Source organism: Amnibacterium flavum (assembly GCF_003097495.1).
GTDB lineage: Bacteria > Actinomycetota > Actinomycetes > Actinomycetales > Microbacteriaceae > Naasia > Naasia flava.
On the sequence record NZ_QEOP01000001.1, the window covers coordinates 1172005 to 1197119 of the forward strand.

Consider the following 25115-nt stretch of genomic DNA (forward strand, 5'->3'; position numbering starts at 1 on the left):
CGTGGTCGATGGATCCCCTGCCCTGTCTGTCATCATCGTCAGCTTCAACACCCGGGATTCCACCGTGGAGTGCGTCCGATCGGTGATCGACGACGCCGGCGTCGCCGATGTCGAGATCGTCGTCGTGGACAACGGATCGACCGATGGCAGCGTCGAGGCGCTCCGGACCGCGTTCCCGCAGATCGTCGTCGACGACACAGGCGAGAACCTCGGGTTCGCCCGCGCTGTCAACCGGGGAGTGCATCAGGCGACGGGGGAGCTCGTCGTACTGCTGAACCCCGACACCGTCGCGCTCCCCGGATCGCTCCGTGCGCTCGTCGACTTCGAGGCCGCGCATCCGGAATACGGCGTCTACGGCGGGCGAACCCTCACCCCGGCGGGGGCACTCGACCCGTCGTCCTGCTGGGGCGAGCCCACCCTGTGGTCGATGTTCTGCTTCGCGACGATGCTGTCGACGGTGTTCCACGGCTCGAAGACCTTCGACCCCGAGTCCCTCGGACGCTGGCAGCGTGACTCGGTCCGGGAGGTGCCGATCGTCACCGGCTGTCTTCTCCTCATCCGCCGCGACTCCTACGAATCCCTGGGCGGGCTGGACGAGAGGTTCTTCCTCTACGGCGAGGACGCCGAGTTCTCGATCCGCGCCCGCCGACAGGGACTGCGCCCCGTCATCGTCCCCGAAGCTGAGATTGTTCACGAGAACGGCGGGTCGACGAGCGGGTCCCATCGCAAGATGGCGATGATCATGGCAGGCAAGACGACGATGTTCCGCCTCATCTGGCCTCGTGGGCGCGCCCGCGTCGCGATCGGACTGCTCCTGGTGGGGGTCTTCGTCCGAGCGGCTCTGGAAACGGCGACGAGGCGGCCACGTCGGACGTGGAGTGTCGCCTGGGCGACGCGCGCCGACTGGTTACCGGGCTATCCGCACGCAGAATCAGCGATCTTTGGACGTCCGTCCATCAGGGAGGAAATCGCGCCATGACCTCTTCGCCGACGACAACGCGAGCCGCCGACGTGGTCTTCACGTTCACGTTCGAGACCTTCAGCGACGCGGTCCACCGCGGCATGAACCGGCCGCCGGACCGGCTGCTCCAGACGCTCCTCGAATCGGACAGGGCGGACCGGGTACTCGTCGCGAATCCTTGGCGCAGCGGGCCCGCGAGACTTGCGAGGTACGCGCTCGGTCGGCCCGACCAGCCGTTCCCGACCACGGAGAAGCACTCCCTCGTGACTCCTCTCCGGTTGTTCCGCGAGGAGCCGGCCGACGTCCCTCGCCTGCGCGCCCTCTACGAGCGCTACGACGAACAGCTCCGCGCCGCCGCATCGCGTCGGGGCATGGAGCGCCCCGCCGTCATCACGGCGAATCCCCTTGTCGCCGGCTTCAGCAGATTCGGCTGGGCCAGCGCCACCACGTTCTACGCTCGCGACGACTGGGCTGAGCTTCCGGCCCGCCAGCGGCACTGGCCGGCGATCCGCGCGGCCTACCGTGAGATGGCCGATTCTGGCATCGCCGTCATCGCGGTCTCCGAGCGCATCCTCGACAGGATCGGTCCCACCGGCCCGTCGGGCGTCGTCCCCAACGGTGTCGAGCCGGCCGAATGGGCGGGACCGATGCCGGAGCGGCCCGCGCTGTACGACGGCATCGAGGGCCCCATCGCCCTCTACGTCGGCACTCTCGACACCCGCCTCGACCTCGAGGGTCTCAAGGTGCTGGCCGCCGCACGCCCCGAGCTGCAGATCGTGCTCCTCGGCGCGCTCGGCGACGCGGGCTACCTCGCCGGCATCCACGAGACCCCGAACGTCCACGTTCGCCCTCAGGTCTCGCGGGATCTGCTCGTCGCGGCCATCCGCCACTCGGACCTGTGCCTCGTGTCGCATCGGCGCACCGCGCTGACCGAGGCGATGAGTCCTCTCAAGATCTACGAATACCTCGCGGGCGGCAAGCCGGTTCTCTCGATCGATCTGCCGCCGGTGCGCGGCATCGACCGCAGAGTGCTGCTGGCCGACTCGGTCGCCGACTTCCCCGAGCTGGTCGACGAGGCTCTCACCCTGGGGACGGCGGGGGAGGACGAGCGGTTGCAGTTCGTCGCCGACAACTCCTGGAAGAAGCGGCACTCCGACATCCTCGACGTGGCGCTGCGCAACCGATGACGAGACGGGTGCTCATCTATGGTGAGCCCGCGTTCCGGACCGAGCACGCCAACCCCTACAACGCCGCGCTGTACCGGGCGATGATGGCGAACGGGGATGTGGTCGTGCGCGACCTCAACTATCTCGGCCTCGCGTTCCTCGCCCCCAAGGTCGTCCACCTGCACTGGCCCGAGCTCACCTTCCTGTCCGGCCATCGACGCTGGCGCGTCTTCGCGCGACTGGTCCTCTTCTACAGCTTCCTCGCCATGGCCCGCCCCCGTGGGACGAAGCTCGTCTGGACCGTGCACAACGTGACCGCGCACGAGACACGGTCGACGCCGTACCTCCGTCGCCTGTACCGGCGCCTCCTCATGCGCAACGTCGACGCGGTCATCGTGCTGACCGAGTCGGGCATCGCTGCCGTGCGCCGCGAGTACCCCGAGCTGCGTCGCCGGCCGATCTCAGTGGTCCCGCACGGGCACTACAAGGATCTCTACGACCTCACCAAGCCCCGCGACCTCGCGCGCGCCGAGCTCGCGGTTCCCGCCGATTCGCTGTTCGTCGTCTCCGCCGGGCAGATCCGGGCCTACAAGAACGTGCCGATGCTCATCGAGGCCGTCGGGGACCTCGCGGACGATCGGGTTGTGCTCGGTGTCGCCGGGAAATCGTCCGACCCTCAGCTGCGTGCAGAGATAGAGGAGGGCGCCGCCGAGCTTCCGCGTGCGATCCTCGAGCTCGACTACCTCGAGGACGCGCGGATGGCGACCTGGCTGCGAGCAGCCGATCTCGTCGTCCTCCCGTACCGCAACATCCAGAACTCGGGTTCTGCGATCCTCGCCCTCTCGGCGGGTCGGCCGGTCGTCGTTCCGGCGATCGGCGCGATGGAGGAGCTCCGTGAGATGGTCGGGGACGAGTGGGTCTTCACCTACCGAGGCGACCTCACCGGTGACGTCCTGGGTGAGGCCGTCGCATGGACGACCTCGGTGCAGCGCGACCCGGACGGACCCGACCTCACGCAGCTCGAGTGGCGGAAAGTTGCGGAATCGACGCTTACGGCATTCCGGCGAGCGGTAGCGCTTCCGTCACGTCGTACCCCATAATGGGCACACTGCCCGAATAGTAGGTCAACGACGACCATTTCCGGAATACCCGAACCCGGAACACCGGCTCCTCTTCCCCCCAGCCCAGGAGAACCATGGCATCGCCGTCGCTTCGCACGACCACACGACCCTCACGCATGCGCTCGCTCGTCGTCTTCGGCAGCATCCTCGGCCTCATCGTGTCGGGTCTCGCTGTGCAGTCGGCGAGTGCTGCCTACCAGACCGTTCCGAACGGGGTCCTGGGCACCGAGGCGAACAAGGCCCCGGTCCTCGCGGGCAGTGGCCGCGCGTGGGACGGCGGCGCGGTAGCCGTCGTCGACTCCGGTGTCGAAGCGCACCGCGACCTCAACATCCTCGGCGGCGTCGACTGCGTCGGCGAGGGCGGATCTCCTGCCTACACGGACTTCAACGGCCACGGCACCGCCATCGCCGGCCAGATCGCCGCCCTGGACAACGACACGGGCGTCGTGGGTGTTGCGCCCGGCGCTCCGATCTACGCGGTCAAGATCATGAACCAGAACAACAAGGGCGGCACCGAGTCGGTGACCTGCGGCCTGCGCTGGCTGCGTGACAACGCGAAGAGTCTGGGCATCACCGTCGCCAACATGTCGTTCGCCACCTACGGTTCCGACGACAGCAACTGCGGCTACACCAACAACGACCCGATCCACCAGCTCGTCTGCGACATCGTCGCCGAGGGTGTCGTCGTCGTCGCCTCAGCCGGCAACACCGCAGAGGACATGGCAGCTTGGGTCCCCGCCCAGTACGACGAGGTCCTGACCGCAACCAACCACGCGGACTTCGATGGGCTGCCGGGCGGGCTCTCCGCCAGCCCGTGCTCCGACCCGGCCACGGACGACACCCCCGCTCCCAAGTCGAACTTCGCCGTCTCAGCGGCCGACCGTGCGCACACCGTCTCGGCGCCCGGCGTCTGCGCCTACACCCTCAAGAAGGGCAACCAGGCGAGTTACGTCCAGTCCGGCACCAGCATCTCGGCCGCCCTCACCTCGGGTGTCGTCCTCGACTGCCTTCGTCCGGGCGGCGCTTGCGTCGGACAGACCCCCGCCCAGGTCCGTGCGACCGTGATGGGTCAGGCGCAGGCTGCAGCAGAGCGCGGTCGTGTGTTCCAGGGCGACCCGCTGACCAACCCGACGCCCGGCAAGTACTTCGGGTTCGCCGTCTCGACGGTTCCCGGCAAGCCGAGCGGTCCGGTGCCGACTCCCACGCCGACACCCACCCCGACCCCGACGGTCACGCCTACTCCGACCACGACTCCGAAGCCGACGGTCACCCCGACCCCGACCCCGACCTCGGGAGCCGACACCACGCCCCCGACCGTGAGCATCAGCTCGCCGACGGCTAACTCGGTGCTGTCCGGCACCGTGCAGTTCAGGGCCGTCGCCTCCGACAACGTGGGTGTGACCGGCGTGACCTTCTGGTCGGGCTCGACGAAGCTCGGTGACGGTGTCAAGCAGTCCGACGCCTCGTGGACGCTCGATGTCGACACGAGGGCCTACCCGAACGCTCGTTACGGACTCGTGGCCAAGGCGAAGGACGCGGCCGGCAACACCGCCAGCTCGACGTCGTTCTACGTGTCGGTGAGCAACACCGCGACGCCGACTCCGACGCCGACCGCGACTCCGACGCCCACCGCGACTCCGACGCCGACCGCGACTCCGACGCCGACCGCGACTCCGACGCCGACCGCGACTCCGACGCCGACCCCCACCCCGACGCCGGGTCCGGACACGACGGGGCCGACCGTGCGGGTGACGAGTCCGACGCCTAATTCGACCATCTCTGGTGTCGTCCAGCTCGTCGCCGAGGCGAGTGACGACACCGCGGTCACCGCGGTCTCGTTCTGGTCCGGCACCACCCTGCTGGGCGACGGGGTGCAGCGCGCCGACGGCACCTGGGCGGTTCCGTTCGACAGTCGCGACTACCCGAACGGACGCTACGGCCTCCTGGCTCGCGCAAGCGATGCAGCCGGTAACACCACGAGCACGAGCCAGTTCTACGTCGACGTAGAGAACACCGCGACGCCGTCGCCGACTGCGACGCCGACGCCGACGCCCACCGCGACGTCCACGCCCACCGCGACGCCGACACCCACGCCGACTGCGACCCCGGGTCCTGACACGACTGCTCCGACAGTGAAGGTCACCTCGCCGGCAGCGAATGCAGTGATCGGCGGAACCGTCACCCTGGTAGCGGACGCGAGTGACAACGTCGGGGTGACGGGAGTCACCTTCTGGTCCGGTTCGACGCAGCTCGGAGTCGGCGAGAAGCAACCCGGCGGCGCCTGGACGATGAGTCTGCCGACCAATCTGTACAAGAACGGCAAATACGGTCTCACCGCCAAAGCGGAGGACGCGGCGGGCAACACCTCCACGAGCACCCAGTTCTACGTGACCATCCGCAACTGATGCGCGGCATGGGGGGACTGAAGAAGGGCGCGTGGGGCGCCAGGTTCGGAATCGGCATCGTGATCGGTGCTCTGACCACGACGGCCGGAATGGCCGCCGCGGCGCCGGCGTTCGCCGTCGACTCCGGAAGCGTGGCCGGCTCGGCGTACTACGCCTCACCGTCCGGGTCGGGGGACACCTGCTCCGATACGGAGCCGTGCGCGCTCCAGTCGGCGATCGACTACACCGCGACGGGCGGCGAGATCCGGCTTCTCCCCGGTGACTACGGGGTCCAGAAGCTGAAGTCCAAGGCTGCGATTCGCGGCGCGGTGACGATCAAGCCGCTGACGCCCGACACTGTCGTGTTCGGCCAGCTCCTCACCTACGTGCCGGGGGTGACCTGGACCGGCGTCGCCGTGAACGGCACCACCTACGTCTATCCCCCCGCGACGGGCACACGGCTCCGGGACATCCACGTCTCGGGCGGCGGAACCTTCATCCGGTCCACGGACGTGGGCGTCTACGACTCGCTGTTCGAGGGCGGCCACTCGATCGACGGGATCCAGGTCAAGGACTCGTCTCGAGTCACCCTGGAACGCAACGTCATCCGCGACTTCGACCAGAACGGATCGAGCGGGCTGCACGCGGACTGCGTGCAGGTGTTCGACTCGAACTCGGTGACGGTGCGCGCGAACTCGATCTCGAACTGCTACAACGCGGGGATCATCGTCTCGGGCGGTGGTGGCGTCGGAGTCGACGGGCTCCTCATCGAGTCCAACTTCATCCAGGGCTGCGTCGTGCGATCCAGCGACTGCGAGGTCGGCACCGTCATCGACGCGCGTCTCGACATCTCCCAAGACGTCGTGATCCGCAACAACATGCTGTTGAACGGTCCGGTGAGGATCGCCTCGACTCCCGGAGCGTCGTTCGACCGCAACGTGATCGACTACCTGTCGAGCTGCGACTCGGCGATCACCAACTCGATCGTCGCCCGCTGGAACACGGGGATGTGCGCGACCCCCGACGCGATCGGCAGCAACGGCAACCGGGTCGGTACCGTCGAGGTCGTCGACGCGGCCGCCGGCGACCTGCACGTGGTCGACATCGCCCAAGTCAGCATCAACCCCAGTGGAGGAGTGCCGGCTGCGCGCGACTTCGACGGGCAGGCCATGCGCGGCGAGCTCGCCGGCGCCGATGATCCCGAGGGTGCCGGCCCCGCCCGGCCGCCCGTCGGCGGCGGCAGTGGCGGGGGAGTGGATGTGCCGTCCACACCGTCCGATCAGACGGGCCCGACCGTGGCGATCCTCGACGGCGAGAGCGTCGACTGGTCCCTCGCATCGACCGACCCCGTTTCGCTGTCCGTCGAGGCGAACGACGACTCCGGGGTGACGAGCGTCCGCCTGGCATGGGGACGTTTCAGCGCCCCCCTCGACGAGGGCGAGGACGGCATCTGGTCTCTGTCGGCCCCGATCACCGGCGTTCCCGAAGGCACCTACGAGGTGGTCGCCGTCGCCCGTGACAGCAACGGCAACGTATCGATCAGCGAACCGATCTCCGTCTCAGTAGGTCCTTGAGCCCGTCGCCCGTGTCCGCGGCGAGAACAGGGTCGCGGCGGGTCCGGACCCTCGCCCGGGTCGCGGTCGGGGCGCTCGGCGCGGTCCTCGTGTGGGTCATCGCGGGCCTGCCGGTCTTCGTGTTCCCCGTCGAGGAGAAGCCGGCGAAAGCCGATGTCGTGCTGGTGATCGGTCCGGTCGACCCGTGGCGGATGCGGATGGCCGATCAGCTGCTCGACGCCGACGTCTCGGACAACCTCCTCGTCTCCGCACCCACGGAGGGGATCCCCAAGATTCCCGAGTGCGTCGACGACGGCCGGGAGGACACGGCCGTCCACTGCGAGCAGCCCGCACCCTTCACCACCCGCGGTGAGGCCAGATACCTGGCCCGCGAGATGGAGGAGAACGGCTGGTCGACGGCGATCGTGATCACCGCGACTCCGCACATCGCTCGGACACGGATGCTCATGGACCGCTGCGTTCCGGACGGAGTGTCGGTCATGGGGGATGAGCCGGGCTACGACCTCACCGATTGGGGTTTCGAGTACGTGTACCAGACGGCGGCGTTCGCCAAGGCAGCGGTTCTGCAGGGCTGCTGACCGGTCAGGCCCTGTTCGACCACAGGTCGTAGGGGAATGCGCCCAGCAGCGGCCCGGACGACCAGACGGGCGGACGCTCTCCGCCGAGTGCGATCGCCTCGTCCACCGACGACGCAGTCCGGTAGTCGTCCCGGCCCGTTCCTGCGTAGTAGTCGTCGTACTTGAACGGCGGCTCGACCGTCGGCTTCACGAGACGTGCGGGCACCCCGTACGCCTCGGCGATGATGATGCCGTGCAGCGACGATCCGACCACCAGGTCGCTCGAGGCGATGATCGCGAGCACCTCCCAGAGATCCGAGCGGGGATCCACCACCCGGCGGTCGCGGGACGTACTTGAGTGGTCCCGGAGATTCGGGATGATCGCGACGCCGCCCCTGCGGGATGACGCGGGGAGCTTCTCGCGCGGCCACAGCTCCGCCACGAGGAGACCGGGGTCTCCGTAGATCTCGGGCACCGAGATGCCGCGATCGAGCAGGTACGAACGGGTCCGAGGGCCTCTGACCGCTCGAACGTCGAGGTCGCGGTACTTCGGGGTCTCGCCGAGGGTCTTACCGTTGACCCCGGTTCCCCACACCGTGTCGCCGTCGTTCGCGAACTGGAGGACGGACCCGACCGACAGCAGAGTGGTGTCGCGTACCGCAGCCGACTCCTCGATCCCACGTCGGGCGAGCAGCTCGCGCACGATGATGGGCCCGAGAAGGTCGCCGAAGTTGTTCAGCGGTTTGCGGAAGGGGAGCCGACGCCCGATCCGCCCGCGGAAGGCGGGGCCGTCGGGGTTCCAGTGGAACAGCTCGACCGTCGCCATCAGGCGACCTTCGACGGGGTTCGAGCGCTCGCCAGAGCGGCGCGTGGAGTCTGACCTGGTCGTCCGGAGGCGTTGGGCACCTGATAACGCTAGCGGTGCAGGCGCCCAACCTCCTCGACGGTCAGACGAACGCGGCCTGGCCCGTGATCTTGCGGCCCACGATGAGGGTGTTCATCTCACGCGTGCCTTCATAGGAGTAGATCGCCTCGGCGTCGGCCATGTGGCGGGCGACACCGTGGTCGAGGACGATGCCGTTCCCGCCGAGCGCCTCACGGCACAGCCCGACTGTCTCGCGCATCGCCGATGTGGCGTAGGCCTTGGCGAGGGCGGCGTGCTCGTCCGTCTGCTTACCCTCGTCGAGGAGCTGCGAGACACGCACGACCATGCCGAGCGACGCGGTGATGTTGCTGAGCGCCTTCACGAGCATGTTCTGGACCAACTGGTGCGAGGCGATCGGCTTGCCGAACTGGATCCGCTCTCCCGTGTACTTCACGGCAGCCTCGTAGGCGCCGATCGCGTTGCCCACGGCCGCCCATGCCACCTCCGCGCGCGTCAGACGGAGCACCTTCGCGGTGTCGCGGAAGCTGTTGGCGTTCTGCAGACGGTTGCTCTCGGGGACGCGAACGTTCTCGAGCACGATGTCGGCGTTCTGGACGATGCGGAGGCTCTGCTTGCGCTCGATCTTCGTCGCCGTGTAGCCGGGCGTCGAGGTGGGGACGATGAAGCCCTTCACCTGACCGTCCTCGGCGCTCTTGGCCCAGATGACGGTGATGTCGCTCCACGTCGCGTTGCCGATCCAGCGCTTCGATCCGTTGAGGATCCAATCGTCGCCGTCCCGGGTCGCGACGGTGCGCAGCCCCTGTGCCGAATCGGAGCCCGACAGCGGCTCCGTGAGTCCGAATGCTCCGATGACGTCGGCCGCCGCCATCTTCGGCAGCCATTCTCGACGTTGCGTCTCGTCGCCCCCGATGCTGATGGAACCCATCGCGAGTCCGTTCTGAACGCCGACGAATGTGGCGACCGATGCATCGATGCGGGCGAGTTCGAGAGCGACCCAGCCGCGGAAGACCGCCGAGTTCTCGAACGGCTTCGTCTCCTCCCACGGCATCGCGAAGATCCCCTGCTCGGCGAGCGGCTTCACGATCTGGGTGGGGAACTCCGCCCGCTCCCAGTAGTCGTCGACGATGGGGCGGACGTCACGCTCGAGATAGTCGCGGAGATCGGCGAGCACCGCCTTCTCGCGGTCGGCCAGCGCTTCGCTGTAGCCGTAGAAATCGCTGACCAGCGGGGTGTAATCCGTCATCTTCGCTCCAGTGCTCGGTTCGGCCGCAACGCCATCGGCCGCACCGAGGCTAATCGCCTCGGGGAGACGCACAAACCCGATTGGTAGGTTGGGATAAGCCGACGGCGAGGAGACGGAACATGTTTGTGGGCATCACCAACACCCCCCGCGATTACGCGTGGGGTTCCACCACTGCGATCGCGGAGCTCCTCGGCACCACCCCGTCGGGGGGGCCCGAGGCGGAGCTCTGGTTCGGCGCCCACCGCCTATCGCCGTCGCGCATCCTCGACCCGGCTTCGGTGGGCGGCTACGAGACCCTCGACGCCTGGATCGCTGCAGATCCCGACACCACCCTCGGGGTCGACCGGTCGGACGACAGGCTCAGCTTCCTGCTCAAGGTCCTCGCCGCCGATGCGCCCCTCTCCATCCAGGCGCACCCGTCGACGGAACAGGCCGAGGAGGGCTTCGCCCGCGAAGATGAGGCCGGAGTCCCGCTCGACTCCTCCGACCGCAACTACAAGGACCGACTGGCCAAGCCCGAACTCACCCTGGCGCTCAGCCCCACCTTCGAGGTTCTTGCCGGATTCCGCGAGATCGCGACGACCCGGATGCTCGTCGCGGAGCTCGTCGCGACCGCGACGGTGCTCTCCGAGAAGAACAGGCCGCCTCTCGAGGCCCTCGGCCGAGTCCTTGCCGGCGAGGACCCGCTCAAGAACGCGGTCGAGTGGGGCTTCGATGGCAGCGACTCGGCGGCCGCGCTCATCGCCGCCATCGCCGAGACCAGTGATCGCATGCCCTCGAACTCGAGCTTCGCACGCGAGTACGCCACCCTCGCGGACCTCGGCCGACGTCACCCCGGCGACCCCGGGATCCTCGTCGCCCTGCTGCTCAACCGCATCTCGATCGCGCAGGGCCGATCGGTGTACCTTCCGGCGCGCAATGTTCACGCCTACCTCGAAGGACTCGCCGTCGAGATCATGGGCGCGTCGGATAACGTCCTGCGCGGAGGCCTGACGCCCAAGCACGTCGATTCCGACGAGCTCGTGAGGGTGGTCCGCTGGGACCCGCTCCCGCCGCCGCTGTTCACCTCCGAAGAGGTCGCTCCCGGCGTCGAGGTGTTCCGACCCGATGTCCCCGATTTTGCGCTCGCCCGGATCGCCGTCGGCGATGCCGGGGCGCTGCACGGCTACCAGAACACCGGTGCCGAATTCGCGGAGTTCGCTCCCCGGGGTCCCGCCATCGTGTTGGTGACGGAAGGCGAATTGGCCGTCGAAGGAGCGCGCTCGAGCACGACGATCAGGAGAGGCGAGGCCGTCTTCGTCACCCCCGACGAAGAAGTCCTGCGTTTCAGCGGATCCGGGATCGCGTTCGTCGCGTCGGCGAACCGCTGATCAGCCGGCGACGATCTCGCGCGTCGACGGCGGTGTGTAGGTCGAGAGGGATCGAATGAATTCGCTATCCCCCCGATCGATCTCGGCGATGTGCACCGCGCGACCGATCACGACACTGAGTAGCACGGCTATCACCGCCCACACGAGAATCACTACTGCTACGAGCCCCCAAAGCATGAAGTAATGGTCCACCCTTAGTGCCCCCGGCAAGTACCCCCAATATGGGTGTGTCGCGCTGAAATGCCTGAATTTCAGCGGTAATGGGGGGCATTCCGGTGCCAATCGCCACCGGCGCGGGATATCCGCCACGCCACGGTCGGCTACATGGGGCGGTGTCCGCGTTCCTTTCGACGTCCGATCGGATCAGACGCGGTTCAGCGCCGGCTCGTCGAGGTAGCTGAAAGTGCGCCGATACGCCTGCGGACTCGTCTTCAGCACCTTCACGAAATGGTGACGCATCACAGCGGCCGACCCGAATCCCGTGATCTGAGCGATCTGCTCCAGGGGGGTGTCGGTCTCCTCGAGCAGCTGCTGGGCCCGGATCAGTCGCTGCCGGTTGAGCCAGGCCGCGGGGGTCGCGCCGATCTCGGCGCGGAAGCGCCTTGCGAAGGTCCGCGTCGACATCAGCGCCTTGCGGGCGAGCTGTTCGATGCCGAGGTCCTGGCCGAGGTTCTCGAGCATCCAGTCGACGACGTCGGCGAAGGAGTCGGACCTCGTCTCGGGCACGGGCTGCGCGATGTACTGCGACTGGCCGCCGTCGCGCTGCGGCGGGACGACCATGCGCCGGGCGATCACGTTCGCCGCGGCGGCGCCCAGCTCCTTGCGGACGATGTGCAGGGCCGCATCGATGCCCGCAGCGGTGCCGGCTCCGGTGACGATGTTCTCGTCCTCGACGAAGAGCACGTCGGGGTCCACCTCGATCGCGGGATAGCGGGTCGCGAGCTTGTCCGCGTACATCCAGTGGGTCGTGGCCCGACGGCCGTCGAGCACGCCCGCCTCCGCCAATTGGAACGCGCCGCTGCAGACGCTCAGCACGTAGGCGCCGCGCGCCGCCGTCGAGCGGATCAGGTCGAGCACCCTCTCGTCGAACCCGCCGGAGGTGAACCTCTCACCCGACGCGAGACCGGCCGTGCTGCGCTCGCCGCGCGGGACGGAATAGGCGGGGATCGCGATGAGGTCCGCGTCGGCGGCGGCGTCGAATCCCTCCTCGACGATCATCGTCAGGCCGTGCGCGACCGGAACGGGGCCGGGCTCGGCTGTGACGACGTGGAAGTCGAACGCAGGGCCGCCCATGTCGGTCCGGTCGAGCCCGAAGACCTCGCAGACCACCCCGAACTCGAACTGGGCCATACCGGGGAGAGCGATGACCGCGACCTTCTTCAACAAGACTGCTCCAGGGTGATGTGGCACGAAATGAACGGACACTGACGATACTGCCACTCGTGGCAGTATTTTCTAGATCATAGCTTTTGTGCCATGTTCATTCTGCTGCTCGTTCTCCTTCTTCTGTCCGCAGTCGCGATCGCCCTCACGTTCCTCGCGCTCGAAGGTGATCCCCGTCCCACCCGACTCGGATCTCCCCGCAGCCACTGGAGTGAAATCGAGGATCCGCGGCGTCGATAAGCTGAACGGATGTCGTGGTTGGTCACCGGTGGAGCCGGATACATCGGGGCGCACGTCGTCCGTGCTTTCCAGAAGGCCGAGCTCGCGCCCGTGGTCCTCGACAATCTGTCGAGCGGAATCCGCGACTTCGTCCCATCCGACGTCCCGTTCGTCCGTGGCTCGATCCTCGACGGCGAGCTGATCGAGAACCTCATCGACGATCACGAGATCGAAGGGGTCGTGCACCTCGCGGGTTTCAAGTACGCGGGTGTCTCGGTGCAGAAGCCCCTGCTCACCTACTCGCAGAACGTCACCGGCACCGCCGTGCTGCTCGGCGCCATGGAGGCGCGCGGCGTCGACAAGATGGTCTTCTCCTCGAGTGCCGCGGTCTTCGGCAGTCCCGACGTCGACCTCGTCACGGAGGAGACCCCCACGGGGCCCGAATCCCCCTACGGCGAATCGAAGCTCATCGGCGAATGGCTGCTGCGGGATCAGGGTGTCGCGACGGGCCTCAAGCACACGTCGCTCCGGTACTTCAACGTCGTGGGCTCGGGCTATCCCGACCTGTACGACGCGAGCCCGCACAACCTCTTCCCGCTCGTCTTCGAGGCTCTCCTCCGCGGCGACGTCCCTCGCATCAACGGCGACGACTATCCGACTCCCGATGGCACCTGCGTGCGGGATTACATCCACGTGGCCGATCTCGCGGCGGCGCACGCGGCAGCCGCGCTTCGCCTGAGCACCGGCGAGGCCATCGAGACGGTCTACAACCTCGGCAGCGGCGACGGGGTCTCCGTTCGGCAGATCATGGATGCGATGGCGCGGGTCACGAGGATCGATTTCGAGCCGACCATCGCGACACGCCGAGCGGGCGATCCTGCGAGAATTGTTGCCTCCGGTGACAGGGCCTCGCGCGACCTCGGCTGGACCATGAGGCACGACCTCGACGAGATGGTCCGCAGCGCGTGGGATGCACGCCGATCCGCGGAATGACGCGGACCTTCATCCTCTAGCTGAACGTTTTTCTGTGCATAGCTTGTGTGCAGCTGATCGTGCACTGTGTTTCGCAGTCGTTAACGGCGCGCCTCGAGTTGCATCCCCGAGACCAGGGTCTAGGTTTCCGCCCCTTGACGAACCCGAATGACACCGGTGTAATTATTGCAACGCACATCCGAGCACCCAGCTCGCCCGTGCATGGGGAGACTTCTGCAATGACGATTTCGGAGATCAGGTCCGGGGTACCTGAAGACTGGTTCGTAGACCCGGTCCGACTTGGCGTACCCGGTGTGCGCAAGCGTGCCGACGCCGACGACGATGCCTTGGCGTGGCAGGCGGACTCGCTCTGCGCGCAGACCGACCCCGAGGCCTTCTTCCCCGAAAAGGGCGGTTCGACCCGCGAGGCGAAGAAGATCTGCACGAGCTGCGAGGTCAAGGCTCAGTGCCTCGAGTACGCGCTTCAGAACGATGAGCGCTTCGGAATCTGGGGCGGGCTCAGCGAGCGCGAGCGCCGCAAACTGCGCAAGCAGGCCGTCTAACGGGTCGCTCGTCGACAGCGCGACGTCAGCGGTGCTGGCGATAAGCGCAGCCAGCGCGTGTCACATGAGGTGCCGTCAGATCGGCACGTAGCGTGGAAGAGTGCGTGGATCTGTAACAGCAGTGGTGGTCGCCCGTAAGGCGGGCGAGTACCTCGGCCACACCCTCGCAGCGCTCGCGGATCAGACCCGCACTCCCGACCAGATCATCGTCGTGGAGCTCGGCGCGGATCCTCGATCCAGTGCACCTCTGCCCCCGAATGTCCAACGGGTCGTCGGTCCCGATCATTTCGGGTTCGGCGAGGCGGTCCTCTCGGCGACGCGGCTGATGGCTCCCGCGCAGGGCGAGGGCGAGTGGTTGTGGCTCCTCGCCGCGGACAGCGCGCCGGAGCCCGGAGCCCTCCAGGCGCTCCTCGGTGAGATCGAGATCTCGCCGTCCGTGGCGGTGGCCGGGCCCAAGCAGATGCAGTGGGCGGAGCCCGACTACCTGTACTCGTTCGGCGAGACGATGACCCCGTCGGGTACCGCCGTGGAGATCGCGGAGCCTGAGCTGGATCAGGCCCAGTACGACCGTGAGAGCGATGTCCTCGCCGTGGCGGCCGGAGGCATGCTGGTGCGCAGGCTGCTCTGGGAGCAGCTCGGCGGATTCGACCTCGGACTGCCCGCGGTCGACGATGCCCTCGACTTCTGCGTCCGTGCCCGACTGGCCGGACACCGCGTGGTCCTCGTCCCGGCGGCCCGTGTGCTGTCGGCCGGAAGGCGGGCGCCGGGGACGGCTCATCTGGGGGCCCGCACTTCTCGCTCGAAGCGAGCCCGCCTCGTCCGCGTCGCCGCCCTCCATCGTCGGCTCTCCTACGCGCCCGCCTGGGCCGTTCCGCTGCACTGGGTGAGCCTCGTGCCGCTCGCCCTCGTTCGCGCCATCGGTCAGCTGCTCAGCAAGCGGCCGGGTCGCGTGCTCGGCGAGTTCGGCGCGGCGTTCGCGGTCGCGTTCGGGCACGGCGGATCGATCGCCGCGGCCCGCCGCCGCATCTCGCGCAACCGCTCAGCGGGATGGGGCGCGATCGCCCCGCTCCGTCTCCCGTGGCCGGAAGTCCGCCGTCGACGCGCTCTCGCGCGGGACGATGCGACGAATCTGCGCCGCTCGGGGCGTTACGACCTCGACTTCTTCGCCACCGGCGGCGCTTGGACCGTGGTCGCCGCGGCAGTCGTGGGGCTGGTCATGCAGTTCCGCCTCTTCGGCGCGGGAACCGTCGCCGCGGCCGGCCTGCTCCCGCTCGGGGGAGTCGCCGAACTGTGGAACGACCTCGGTTACGGGTGGCGCGGCGTCGGCGCGGGGTTCATGGGGGTCGCCGATCCCTTCGACTGGCTACTCGCGACCCTCGGCACCCTGACCGCGTGGGCGCCCTCCACATCGATCGTCCTCCTCTACCTCTGCTCGCTCCCGCTCGCAGCCCTCGGCTCGTGGCTCGCCGCGGCCCGGGTGACTCCCCGCCCCGGCCTCCGGCTGCTCGCCGCGGCGGTGTGGACCCTCGCGCCCATGTTCCTCGTCGCCCTGGCCGAGGGACGTCTCGGCGCCGTGCTCGCGCACCTGCTCCTTCCCTGGCTCGTCTTCGCCCTCTCGGGCGCTCGACGGTCGTGGGCGGCGTCCGCCACGTCCGGTCTCCTCGCCGCGGCGGTGGCCGCCGCTGCGCCGTCTCTCATCCCGGCTCTGCTCGCGGCCTGGATCGTGGCGGTCCTCGGCTTCGCCGTCGCCGGTCGCCGCGGCCGGGGCTGGCACCGCCTGCTCCCTCTTCCGCTTCCCGCGGCCGCTCTCTTCCTGCCACTCGCCATCCAGCAGACTCTGCGCGGAACACCGCTGGCGATCTTCGCCGACCCGGGAGTAGCCATCGGCTCGGGCGGAAGTGCGAGCGGTCCCGGGGGCACCGCGTCCCTCCTCGCCGGGTTCCCGGGCGACGCGGCCGCACCCTGGAACGCGCTCGCGGCATCGCTCGGCCTCGACGCCAGCGGCATCCTCATCGCGGTGGTTCTCGCACTGCCCCTCCTGATCGCCGCCATCGCGGCACCGTTCCTTCCCCGCTCGCCGCTGGCGATCGCCTCCCTCGGCGTCGCCGCGCTCGGTTTCGGCACCGCGGTGCTGGCCGGCCGCCTCGTCGTCGCGACGACCGGCGGCGACCCCGTCTCCGTCTGGGCGGGAAGCGGGCTGAGTCTCTACCTCCTCGGGATCACCGCCGCCGCGGTGTGCGCCCTCGATGCCGGAGCGTCCACGGTCGCGCAAACGGTGCGCGGCGTCGGCGGCGCTCTCATCGGTGCGGGGATCGCGGCGGCCGCCGTGCCCCTCATCGTCACCGCGGTCCTCGGGGGCGCTGCCCTCCCCGGAACCTCGTCGACGGTGCCCGCCCTCGTGTCCGCTGAGGCGGCGAGCGACCCCACCATCGGCACGCTCGTCATCGCTCCGACGAGCACGGGCATCGCCGCGCGACTCGAGCGCGGTGCGGGGAACACGCTCGACGAGCAGAGCACCCTCTACACCACCTCGCGAGTCGGAGCGCTGTCGTCCGATGACGAGCGGGTCGCCGTTCTCGCCGGCAACCTCGGCTCACGCAGCGGGTACGACGCGGCGTCCGACCTCGACGCGCTCCGAGTGGGCTTCGTGCTGCTGGCGCCTGCCGGTGCGGGTCAGGATGACGTGCGCGACCGGGTCGCCGCAGCGCTCGACGGCAACGCCCTGTTCACCCCCGTCACGACGACGGATCGCGGGACGCTGTGGCGCTACGTCGGTCTCGACACCGGACTCCCGACTGCGGCTCCGACCGGCCCGGGGCCGCTCGGCTCGGAGCTGGGCGTCATCGTTCTCGGCTCGCAGCTGCTCGTCCTGCTCGCCACCCTCCTGCTCGCGCTGCCGACGGGTGGTCTCGCTGAGCGGGTCCGACCCGAACGCGGTGCACGACGGGGTTCCGGGCTCCGACGCCGCGTCGATCCGCCGCGGGATCCGCGAGCCGCGCGTCACGCCCCCGCCGCCGATGCCTCCCCTGAGGAGACCCAGCACGCCGCCCCCGTCACGCCATCACCCGAACTCGTCGGAGCTCGTCGAGGAGGCGATCATGGTCGGTAACGCAGTGCGCATCAGCACACGTATCGGCGCGGGCGTCGTCGCCCTCGCCGCCGGTGCGGCGATCATCGGTGCCGCCGCCATCCTGCCTGCGCCCGAATCGTCGGCGGCAGGGCAGGCGTCAGGGCTCGAGGTCGTCCCCGCGTCCGTCGACCAGCAGCGTGTCTGCCCGGGGCCGCTCCTGCGCTTCGGAGACCTCAGCGGGCAGAACGCCACAACGATCACCTCCGTCGGGTCTCAGGTGGTCGGCGCGAGCCCCGGATCCTCGCAAGCGCCCCTTGTCGATGTCGACGTGTCGCAGGCCACGGGTGGCGCCGCCTCCACCCTCGTGACCGCTCCTCCCGCACCGGTCGACCAGGCGCTGTCGGCGGCACAGGCGCAGACGGTGGCCGAACCCGATCTCCGCGGTCTCGCCGTCTCGGACTGCCGCGAGAGCTCAGCCGGAAGCTGGCTGCTCGGCGGCGCGACCGACACCGGCCGCACGACCCTGCTTCTCCTCGCCAATCCGTCCGCCGTGCCGTCCACCGCGGAGGTGCGGCTCTTCACCGGCGACGGCGAGGTCACAGCTCCCGGCCTCACCGACCTGATCATCCCGCCGGCCAGCCAACGGGTGTTCTCGCTCGCCGGCTTCGCGCCGGGGGCCGCGGCACTCGCCGTGCGCGTCGACAGCTCGGGCGGGCTCGTGGTTCCGACACTCCAGCAGAGCATCGTCCGGGGCCTCGAGGCCGGCGGTGTCGAGCTCACGGCGTCGACGGAGGGGCCCTCCGAGACGCAGATCATCCCGGGGGTGCGCATCACGACGGCTGCCGCTGCCGCGGAGCGGATGAACATCGGCGGCTCCGTCGACGTCGGCACCGTCGTCAGGGTCTTCGTGCCCGGGGCGGAGGATGCCGACATCACCGTGGGCGCGACGAGCGACACCGTGGGGGTCGACGGTGTCGTCATCGACGCGCACGCGCATGGCGGGTCCGTAGTGGACATCCCCGTCGACGGTCTCGGAGACGGAACGTACTCGGTGACCGTGCAGGCCAACGTCCCGGTCGTCGCTGCGGTTCGCGCGGCGACCGTGGCCGCGCCCGATCCCGACGCCGAGATCGACGAGAGCAGCGACGCGAGCTTCGAGATCGTCGGCGGCGACGGCGACGTGACCTTCACGCCGGGTCAGCGCATCGACATCGCCTGGTTCGTCGCGTCGCCGAAGCTCCCCGATGTGGTGACCTTCGCCACGGCGGGCGCCCCGTCGCCTCGCCTCACGATGACCGCCGGTTCGGGGAAGGCCGCCACCCTGGAGCTCAGCGCGCCCGGCCAGGAGACGCGCACCATCGAGGTCGCCGCAGGATCGACCGTGAGCGTCGATCTGGTCCAGCGCGCGCCCTATGTGCTGAGCGGAGCCTCCGACATCGTCGCCGCGGTGACCTACGCCGGCGACGGAGAGTTGGCGGCGACCGCGGTGCGCCCCGCGAACCCGTTGGCGAGCGCGATCACCGTCTACCGCTGATCCGGCCGATACTCCGTCGCCGAAGCGACGAGCGGGTCGGGTCAGTGCTCGCGTGAGTGCCTGCGTCAGTGCTCGCGGAAGCGCTCCGGGGCGAGGTCCCACGGGTCGCGGCCCAGGTACTCACCGGTGGCCCGGAGTACGCAGCCCTCGACCACCATGCGGAGGTGCAGCTCGTCCTTGACGTGCAGTTTCGTCATGCGCTCGATCGGCAGACGATAGAGCACGATGCGGTTCTTCTCCGCGTCGACGTGCCACCTCTCGAGGCCGCGATCGGTGACGACGGCGGGCAGGCCGGCCACCTCGTAGCTGACGACATCGAGCTCGGGCCACAGTCCGCGCAGATACTCCGCGGTGTCGGCGACGGCATCGTCGAAGACGTCGAGGCGGCCTCGCAGCATCGGCAGATGGGGGCCCGCGACCGACGAGCGCAGGCCGCGGCCGTGGCGATCGCGTCCACGCGCACGAGGCGCTCGAGCGCGACCGCCGGCGGATCGGGAACGAGCCATGCGGCCATGGTACCCGCGGCGCGAACCGGGGATATCCTGGAGCCGCAATGAGCAGACGCCCGTGTTCGAGAGTCAACTGCGCCGAAGAGGCCGTGGCCACTCTCACCTACGTGTACGCCGACTCGATGGCGGTGCTCGGACCCCTCAGCATGAAGGCCGAACCGCACAGCTACGACCTGTGCGAGAAGCACGCCGAACGCCTGTCGGCGCCGCAGGGGTGGATCGTGCTCCGCCACTCGGCCGTGGAGCCCGGCACCTGAAACAGCCGCCCGATCAGCGGAGAAGCGAGCGGGTCAATGTGCGTTCGGCCAACCGGGCTCGCTAGGATCGCGCCATGAGCGACGCGACGTCATCCGCTGCCCCCGGCTTCTACGCCGACCCTTCGGGCGAGGCCCAACTCCGCTGGTGGAACGGCCAGCAGTGGACGGCGGACACCCAGCCCCTCGCGCAGAGCGGGCCGCCCGTTCAGCCTCCGCTGCCCGAGGGCACGAACACGAACACCCTGTGGGTCTGGCTTCTCGTCCTGTCGCCGCTCCTCAGCCTCGTGAGCGTCTTCGCCATCGACTGGACGGCCTACATGAAGGCGAGCCTCGACAATGATCCGGCGGCGATGCTGCGCCAGCTCGCGAGCCCTGGCTACCTCATCAGCCAGCTGCTCGGCTTCGTTCTCTTCGCCGCCGGCGTCCTGTTCGCCTACCTCGACTGGAACGCCCTCAAGAAGCTCGGCATCGTCAGGCCGTTCCACTGGGCCTGGCAATTCCTCTCGCCCGTCTACATCATCGGTCGCACGGTCGTACTCCGTCGCCGGGCGCACCAGGGTCTCGCACCGCTCTTCGTCTTCATCGCGGTTGTCGTGGTGTCGGTGATCGTCGCGATCGTGGTGGTGTCGAGCGCTGTCTCCGTGGCGTTCGAGGGCGTCGACCTCTCCGACCTTAACCGGCTCCCGCAGTAGCTCCCGGTCCGGGCTGTCAGCGTTCGGGGAACGCGTGCGGCTGCGCGTGCAGCACCGGTTCGAGGCGTTCCATCCGGTCGCGCTCGAGTCGCAGCGCCTCGCTCTCGCGCTCGCGACGTATCGCCGACACGGCCGCGAGGAACAGCTCGGGATCGGCGTCCGGCACCGGAGACACGTATCGGGCGACCGAGTCGGCGAGTGCGCCCGCGAGCCGCCGCCGCGAATCCGGCGTCATCTTGGCGGCGCCCCCGAGGAACGACGAGACCCGCCTCGCCAACGGGTCGGGCAGCCGCGCAACATCGGCGATGACAGTCCAGGACGTCAGCGACACGGGCACGCCCCACACCGACGGGATCGGTCGCGGCACCCGTTCGACCTGCGCGTAGGTCCCCGCGAGGAGGTCGCCCAGTCGTTTGCCCCGACCATTCAGCAGCCCCACGACCGCGGCCAGCCCGCCGAGAGTGAGCCAGATCTCCAGCAGTCCCGTGAGCGAGCGGACGAAGGCGTGACGCACACCGATCGCGCCGCCGTCATCCCGCACCACCCGCAGACCGAGCGCCAGTCTGCCCAGTGAGCGGCCATGGGTGGTGACCTCGACGACGATGGGCACGATCACGAGAGCGACCACGAGCAGTGCGATCAGCAGAGCCGTGAGAAGCGCCTGGTCGAGGGTGTTGAAGAAGGTGACGTACTGCGCCGCGAAGAAGAACAGGAACAGCACCAGGACCGTCGCGAGGAAGTCGATGAGCGCCGACGCTCCACGCATGAGGACGCTCGCGGGACGCACATCGAGCGCCACCGCTTCACCGACGATCAGTTCGTCGTCGTCCAGAGGGGTGGTCCCGGCGGCCATGCCTATCATCGTAGGCGTGGACCTCGATGCTTACGCCGCCGCGCACCGCGACGAGTGGGAGCGCCTCGACGCCCTCGCCCGCGAGCGCCGGCTCGACGGGCAGGATGCCGACGAACTGATCGACGGCTACCGGTCGGGCGCCGCCCAGCTGTCGGCGATCAAGACGAGTGCCGGCTCCACCGTTCTGGGCGACCGCCTCTCCGTCACCCTCTCGCGTGCCCGGCTGAGGTTCACGGGTGCGACGGGCAACCCGCTCGGTGTGCTGCCGACGTTCTTCGGGGCGCAGCTGCCGGCCGCCCTGTACCGCATCCGCTGGCTCTCGATCATCGTCGGACTCGTCACGATCGTCATCGGTGCCCTGTACGCCCTCTGGATCATCGGCGACCCGCGTGTTCTCGCCACGATGGGCGACGACGCCGACCTGCAGGCCTACGTCAACGACAGTTTCACGGGCTACTACAGCGAGAACCCCGCCGCATCGTTCGCCGGACAGGTGTGGACGAACAACGCGTTCATCGCCGCCCAATGCGTCGCCTTCGGCATCGCCGGAGTGTGGGTGCCGTACGTCGTTTTCAGCAACGCCCAGAGCATCGGCACCGCGGCGGGTGTCATGTTCTCCTACGACCGCGGAGACGTCTTCTTCGAGTACATCCTCCCGCACGGCATGCTCGAGCTGACCTCGGTGTTCGTCGCCGCCGCCGCGGGGCTCCGGATCTTCTGGGCGTGGATCGCCCCGGGTGCCCGCACGCGGGGCCAGGCGCTCGCCGAGGACGCCCGGGCCCTGTTCACGGTGGCGATCGGGCTCGTCATCGCACTGTTCGTCTCCGGCATCATCGAGGGCTTCGTGACCCCGTCGACGCTCCCGTGGTGGGCGAAGATGGCGATCGGCGGCGCTGCCTTCGCGGGCTTCTGGTTCTACGTGTTCTGGGTCGGCGGACGCGCATGGCGGGCCGGCCAGACCGGGGACCTCGGCGAGTTCGAGTCGGGAGCCCGCCGCATCGTCGCCGGCTGACGCGCACATCACCGGACCCCGCCCATTGAGCCCGTCGAAATGAGCGGGCGGAGTGGAGGAGAGCCCGCCCATTGAGCCTGTCGAAATGAGCGGGCGGGTTGGCGGCGGGTGCCTTCGCTTCGCCGGGCTCAGCGGGCGGAGCGGGCGGAGTGGAGGAGAGCCCGCCCATTGAGCCTGTCGAAATGAGCGGGCGCAGTGGAGGCGGGTGCCTGCGCTTCGTCGGGCTCAGCGGGCGGGGGCGGGGTGGAGGAGAGCCCGCCCATTGAGCCTGTCGAAATGAGCGGGCGCAGTGGAGGTGGGTGCCTGCGCTTCGTCGGGCTCAGCGGGCGGCGGCGGGTTGGCGGCGGGTGCCTGCGCTTCGCCGGGCTCGGCGGGAGGTGGCGGCGCGGTGCGCCCGCGTCAGAGCCGGCCCGAGGCCTTCAGCGCCAGGTAGCGGTCGACCAGGGCGACCGGCAGGTCGGCCGGGGGAGCCGTCACGATGTCGGCTCCCTGTTGACGGATGGCGGCCGCCACGCGTTCCCCGTCGAGGAGTGCTCGCTCGGATGCGGCGGCGCGGTAGACATCGCTGAGCCCGTCGCGCGAGAGGGTGTCCTTCGCGACGCCGGGGTCGAGCACCGACGCGACGACGACGGTGTGCCGACGCGTGAGCTGCGGGAGCACTGACAGCAGCGGCCGGGCGGTGCCGACCGAGTCGACGGAGGTCAGCAGGACGACCAGGGCCCGCTGCGAGGTGATGGTGCGCACCTGCCCCGGGATCGCCGCCCAGTCGGTCTCGATGAGCTCGGGTTCGAGGGGTGCCATCGCGTCGACCATGCGCGCGAGCAGATCCGCGCCGGTAGCGCCCTGCACCCGAGCCCGCTGCCGCCGATCGAACGCGAGAAGGTCCACGCGGTCGCCGGCTCGGCTCGCGAGAGCGGCGAGCAGCAGCGAGCTCTCGATCGCGGTGTCAAGTCGTGGCTCGTCACAGACCCGCGCGGCAGAGGTGCGCCCCGAGTCGATGACGACGATGACCCTGCGGTCCCGTTCGGGTCTCCAGGTGCGCACCATCACCTGGCTTCCCGCACCCGACCCGCTGCTGCGACGGGCGGTGGCGCGCCAGTCGATGGAGCGCACGTCGTCGCCGCGAACGTAGTCGCGCAGCGAATCGAACTCGGTGCCCTGCCCGCGGTGGAGGATGCTCGTGCGCCCGTCGAGCTCGCGCAGCCGCGTGAGCTTCGACGGCAGGTGCTTGCGCGACAGGAAGGGCGGGAGCACCCGCACCGAGCCCGGCGCCGACAGCGTCGCCTGTCGGGCGGCCACCCTCAGGGGGCCGAAGGAGCGGATCGTGACCTGCTCCACCCTCCGCTCGCCGCGACGGAACGGGGTGAGCGCGACCTCGACCCTGCGGCGTTCACCGGTCGGGACGTCGATGCGGACACGGTTCGCGGTCGCTCCCGCCGACGGCTGCCAGGCATCGCGGAGCAGCCCGCGCAGGCGGCGCCGCCCGAGGTTCTGCACGTTGAGCGTCGAGATGGTGGTCTCGCCGAGTCGGAGGCGCGCGGCGACCGACCGCTCGAGCGAAACCTGGCGCGGCGATGCCGCCAGGATCAGGTCCAGCGCGGCGATCAGCACGGAGATCACGAGCCAGGCGAGGAGCACCCAGCCCGCGTTGTCACCGGCCAGCACGACGGGAACGGCCCCGACGAGCACGAGGACGACGAACCGGCCCGAGAGGCTCACGACGCAGACCCCCGTGAGTTGCCCAGTTCCGCCCCTTCCAGCGTCACCGAAGCGGCCGAACTGGGCATCTCGGCGGTCATCAGATCGGCACCTGCACCTGTGCGAGCACCGAGCGGAGGATCGCGTCGACGGAGACGCCCTCGAGTTCGGCCTCGGGACGCAGCTGCAGTCGGTGCCGCAGGACGGGGAGGGTCATCTCCTGGATGTGGTCGGGGGTGACGCTGTCGAAGCCCTGCAGCCAGGCCCACGCCTTGGCCGCGTTCAGGAGAGCGACGGCACCGCGGGGTGAGACGCCGAGGCGCACGGATGGCGCGGCCCGGGTCGCGCGTGCGACGTCGACCGCGTAGCCGAGCACATCGTCGGAGGCGCGGACCGCGGTCACGGCGCGCTGGGCCGCCTCGAGCTCGCCGGGGGAGAGAACGGGCCGTACGCCCGCCGCGCCCAGGTCACGCGGGTCGAAGCCCTCCGAGTGCCGGCGCAGAACCTCGAACTCGGTGTCGCGCGGAGGCAGGTCGAGCACCAGCTTGAGCAGGAACCGGTCGAGCTGCGCCTCGGGCAGCGTGTAGGTGCCCTCGTATTCGATCGGGTTCTGCGTCGCGGCGACGAGGAACGGCGACGGCAGTTTGAGCGTCTGCCCGTCGACCGAGACCTGTCGCTCCTCCATCGCCTCGAGGAGTGCCGACTGCGTCTTCGGAGGGGTGCGGTTGATCTCGTCGGCGAGGAGGATATTCGTGAACACCGGCCCCTCGCGGAAGACGAACCGTCCGGTGCTGCCCTCGTAGATCATCGATCCGGTGACGTCGCCCGGCATCAGGTCGGGCGTGAACTGGACGCGCTTGGTGTCGAGCTGCAGCGCGGCGCTGAGAGAGCGCACGAGCAGCGTCTTCGCGACGCCGGGAACGCCTTCGAGCAGCACGTGTCCGCGCGCCAGGAGCGCCACGATGAGCCCGGTGACCGCTCCGTCCTGCCCGACGACGGCCTTGCCGACCTCGGTCCTCACATCGCTCAGTCGCTGCCGCAGATCGTCGCTCATGTCGTCCATTCTCTCGGGATGCTGTCGCGCACCGCGT

Annotated in this window: 22 protein-coding genes; 14 read left to right on the forward strand and 8 right to left on the reverse strand. The window is 69.3% G+C overall.

Annotation, left to right across the window (positions count from 1 at the left end):
- Position 1 precedes the first annotated feature (1 nt).
- From DDQ50_RS05450 to DDQ50_RS05475, 6 genes are all read left to right on the forward strand, one after another.
- Complete coding sequence (locus DDQ50_RS05450) at positions 2-979, forward strand: glycosyltransferase family 2 protein (protein ID WP_165829708.1); 978 nt, start codon at positions 2-4, stop codon at positions 977-979.
- A complete protein-coding gene (locus DDQ50_RS17215; RefSeq protein ID WP_165829709.1) occupies positions 976-2148 on the forward strand; it encodes a glycosyltransferase family 1 protein in 1173 nt (390 codons plus the stop codon). Before DDQ50_RS05450 ends, DDQ50_RS17215 begins: the two co-directional genes overlap by 4 nt.
- Positions 2149-2156: 8 nt before the next feature.
- The gene (locus DDQ50_RS05455; protein ID WP_165829710.1) at positions 2157-3227 is read left to right on the forward strand and encodes a glycosyltransferase family 4 protein; all 1071 of its coding nucleotides are present in this window, start codon (positions 2157-2159) and stop codon (positions 3225-3227) included.
- Between the two features lie 137 nt (positions 3228-3364).
- A complete protein-coding gene (locus tag DDQ50_RS17220) occupies positions 3365-5653 on the forward strand; it encodes an Ig-like domain-containing protein (RefSeq protein WP_116755649.1) in 2289 nt (762 codons plus the stop codon).
- Entirely contained in the window at positions 5653-7206 is a 1554-nt protein-coding gene (locus tag DDQ50_RS05470) for a right-handed parallel beta-helix repeat-containing protein (RefSeq protein ID WP_116755650.1), read from the forward strand. Before DDQ50_RS17220 ends, DDQ50_RS05470 begins: the two co-directional genes overlap by 1 nt.
- Positions 7203-7784 carry a YdcF family protein gene (locus DDQ50_RS05475; protein ID WP_133245920.1) on the forward strand — a complete coding sequence of 194 codons (582 nt, stop codon included), beginning with the start codon at positions 7203-7205 and terminating at the stop codon, positions 7782-7784. The genes DDQ50_RS05470 and DDQ50_RS05475 overlap by 4 nt, the downstream gene beginning before the upstream one ends.
- A gap of 4 nt (positions 7785-7788) precedes the next feature.
- Here DDQ50_RS05475 and DDQ50_RS05480 read toward each other — a convergent pair whose 3' ends face one another.
- Positions 7789-8589 (reverse strand): polysaccharide pyruvyl transferase family protein, encoded by an 801-nt coding sequence (locus tag DDQ50_RS05480; RefSeq protein ID WP_116755652.1) that lies wholly within the window; start codon positions 8587-8589, stop codon positions 7789-7791.
- Positions 8590-8710: 121 nt separating this feature from the next.
- Complete coding sequence (locus tag DDQ50_RS05485; protein ID WP_116755653.1) at positions 8711-9892, reverse strand: acyl-CoA dehydrogenase family protein; 1182 nt, start codon at positions 9890-9892, stop codon at positions 8711-8713.
- Between the two features lie 119 nt (positions 9893-10011).
- Here DDQ50_RS05485 and manA point away from each other — a divergent pair, with 119 nt between their 5' ends.
- Positions 10012-11262, forward strand: a complete 1251-nt coding sequence (gene manA, locus DDQ50_RS05490; RefSeq protein WP_116755654.1) for a mannose-6-phosphate isomerase, class I — start codon at positions 10012-10014, stop codon at positions 11260-11262.
- Here manA and DDQ50_RS17225 read toward each other — a convergent pair whose 3' ends face one another.
- Positions 11263-11439 carry a hypothetical protein gene (locus tag DDQ50_RS17225; RefSeq protein WP_165829711.1) on the reverse strand — a complete coding sequence of 59 codons (177 nt, stop codon included), beginning with the start codon at positions 11437-11439 and terminating at the stop codon, positions 11263-11265.
- A gap of 186 nt (positions 11440-11625) precedes the next feature.
- The gene (locus DDQ50_RS05495) at positions 11626-12648 is read right to left on the reverse strand and encodes a GlxA family transcriptional regulator (RefSeq protein WP_116755655.1); all 1023 of its coding nucleotides are present in this window, start codon (positions 12646-12648) and stop codon (positions 11626-11628) included.
- Positions 12649-12894: 246 nt separating this feature from the next.
- Between DDQ50_RS05495 and galE the strand changes: the two genes are divergently transcribed.
- The 4 genes from galE (at position 12895) to DDQ50_RS05515 (ending at position 19003) form a co-directional block, all read left to right on the forward strand.
- Positions 12895-13857 (forward strand): UDP-glucose 4-epimerase GalE, encoded by a 963-nt coding sequence (gene galE, locus DDQ50_RS05500; protein WP_116755656.1) that lies wholly within the window; start codon positions 12895-12897, stop codon positions 13855-13857.
- 218 nt (positions 13858-14075) lie between these two features.
- The gene (locus DDQ50_RS05505; protein ID WP_116755657.1) at positions 14076-14399 is read left to right on the forward strand and encodes a WhiB family transcriptional regulator; all 324 of its coding nucleotides are present in this window, start codon (positions 14076-14078) and stop codon (positions 14397-14399) included.
- Positions 14400-14499: 100 nt separating this feature from the next.
- Complete coding sequence (locus DDQ50_RS05510) at positions 14500-17508, forward strand: glycosyltransferase (protein ID WP_116755658.1); 3009 nt, start codon at positions 14500-14502, stop codon at positions 17506-17508.
- On the forward strand, positions 17498-19003 hold the full coding sequence (locus DDQ50_RS05515) for a DUF5719 family protein (RefSeq protein WP_116755659.1): 1506 nt from the start codon (positions 17498-17500) through the stop codon (positions 19001-19003). Before DDQ50_RS05510 ends, DDQ50_RS05515 begins: the two co-directional genes overlap by 11 nt.
- A gap of 65 nt (positions 19004-19068) precedes the next feature.
- Here the strand turns inward: DDQ50_RS05515 and DDQ50_RS05520 are convergent, their stop codons facing one another.
- Positions 19069-19509, reverse strand: coding sequence for a metallopeptidase family protein (locus tag DDQ50_RS05520; RefSeq protein WP_116755660.1), 441 nt, complete (start codon positions 19507-19509; stop codon positions 19069-19071).
- A gap of 47 nt (positions 19510-19556) precedes the next feature.
- Between DDQ50_RS05520 and DDQ50_RS05525 the strand changes: the two genes are divergently transcribed.
- Both DDQ50_RS05525 and DDQ50_RS05530 read left to right on the forward strand, forming a co-directional pair.
- Positions 19557-19769 carry a DUF3499 family protein gene (locus DDQ50_RS05525; RefSeq protein ID WP_116755661.1) on the forward strand — a complete coding sequence of 71 codons (213 nt, stop codon included), beginning with the start codon at positions 19557-19559 and terminating at the stop codon, positions 19767-19769.
- 74 nt (positions 19770-19843) lie between these two features.
- Complete coding sequence (locus tag DDQ50_RS05530) at positions 19844-20461, forward strand: DUF2510 domain-containing protein (RefSeq protein ID WP_116755662.1); 618 nt, start codon at positions 19844-19846, stop codon at positions 20459-20461.
- 16 nt (positions 20462-20477) lie between these two features.
- Here DDQ50_RS05530 and DDQ50_RS05535 read toward each other — a convergent pair whose 3' ends face one another.
- A complete protein-coding gene (locus DDQ50_RS05535; protein ID WP_240614241.1) occupies positions 20478-21314 on the reverse strand; it encodes an RDD family protein in 837 nt (278 codons plus the stop codon).
- Between the two features lie 16 nt (positions 21315-21330).
- Between DDQ50_RS05535 and DDQ50_RS05540 the strand changes: the two genes are divergently transcribed.
- The gene (locus DDQ50_RS05540) at positions 21331-22326 is read left to right on the forward strand and encodes a stage II sporulation protein M (protein ID WP_116756111.1); all 996 of its coding nucleotides are present in this window, start codon (positions 21331-21333) and stop codon (positions 22324-22326) included.
- A 399-nt stretch (positions 22327-22725) separates the two neighbouring features.
- Here DDQ50_RS05540 and DDQ50_RS05545 read toward each other — a convergent pair whose 3' ends face one another.
- Together DDQ50_RS05545 and DDQ50_RS05550 are read right to left on the reverse strand one after the other, a co-directional pair.
- On the reverse strand, positions 22726-24045 hold the full coding sequence (locus tag DDQ50_RS05545; protein WP_116755664.1) for a DUF58 domain-containing protein: 1320 nt from the start codon (positions 24043-24045) through the stop codon (positions 22726-22728).
- Between the two features lie 79 nt (positions 24046-24124).
- A complete protein-coding gene (locus tag DDQ50_RS05550) occupies positions 24125-25078 on the reverse strand; it encodes an AAA family ATPase (protein ID WP_116756112.1) in 954 nt (317 codons plus the stop codon).
- Positions 25079-25115 lie beyond the last annotated feature (37 nt).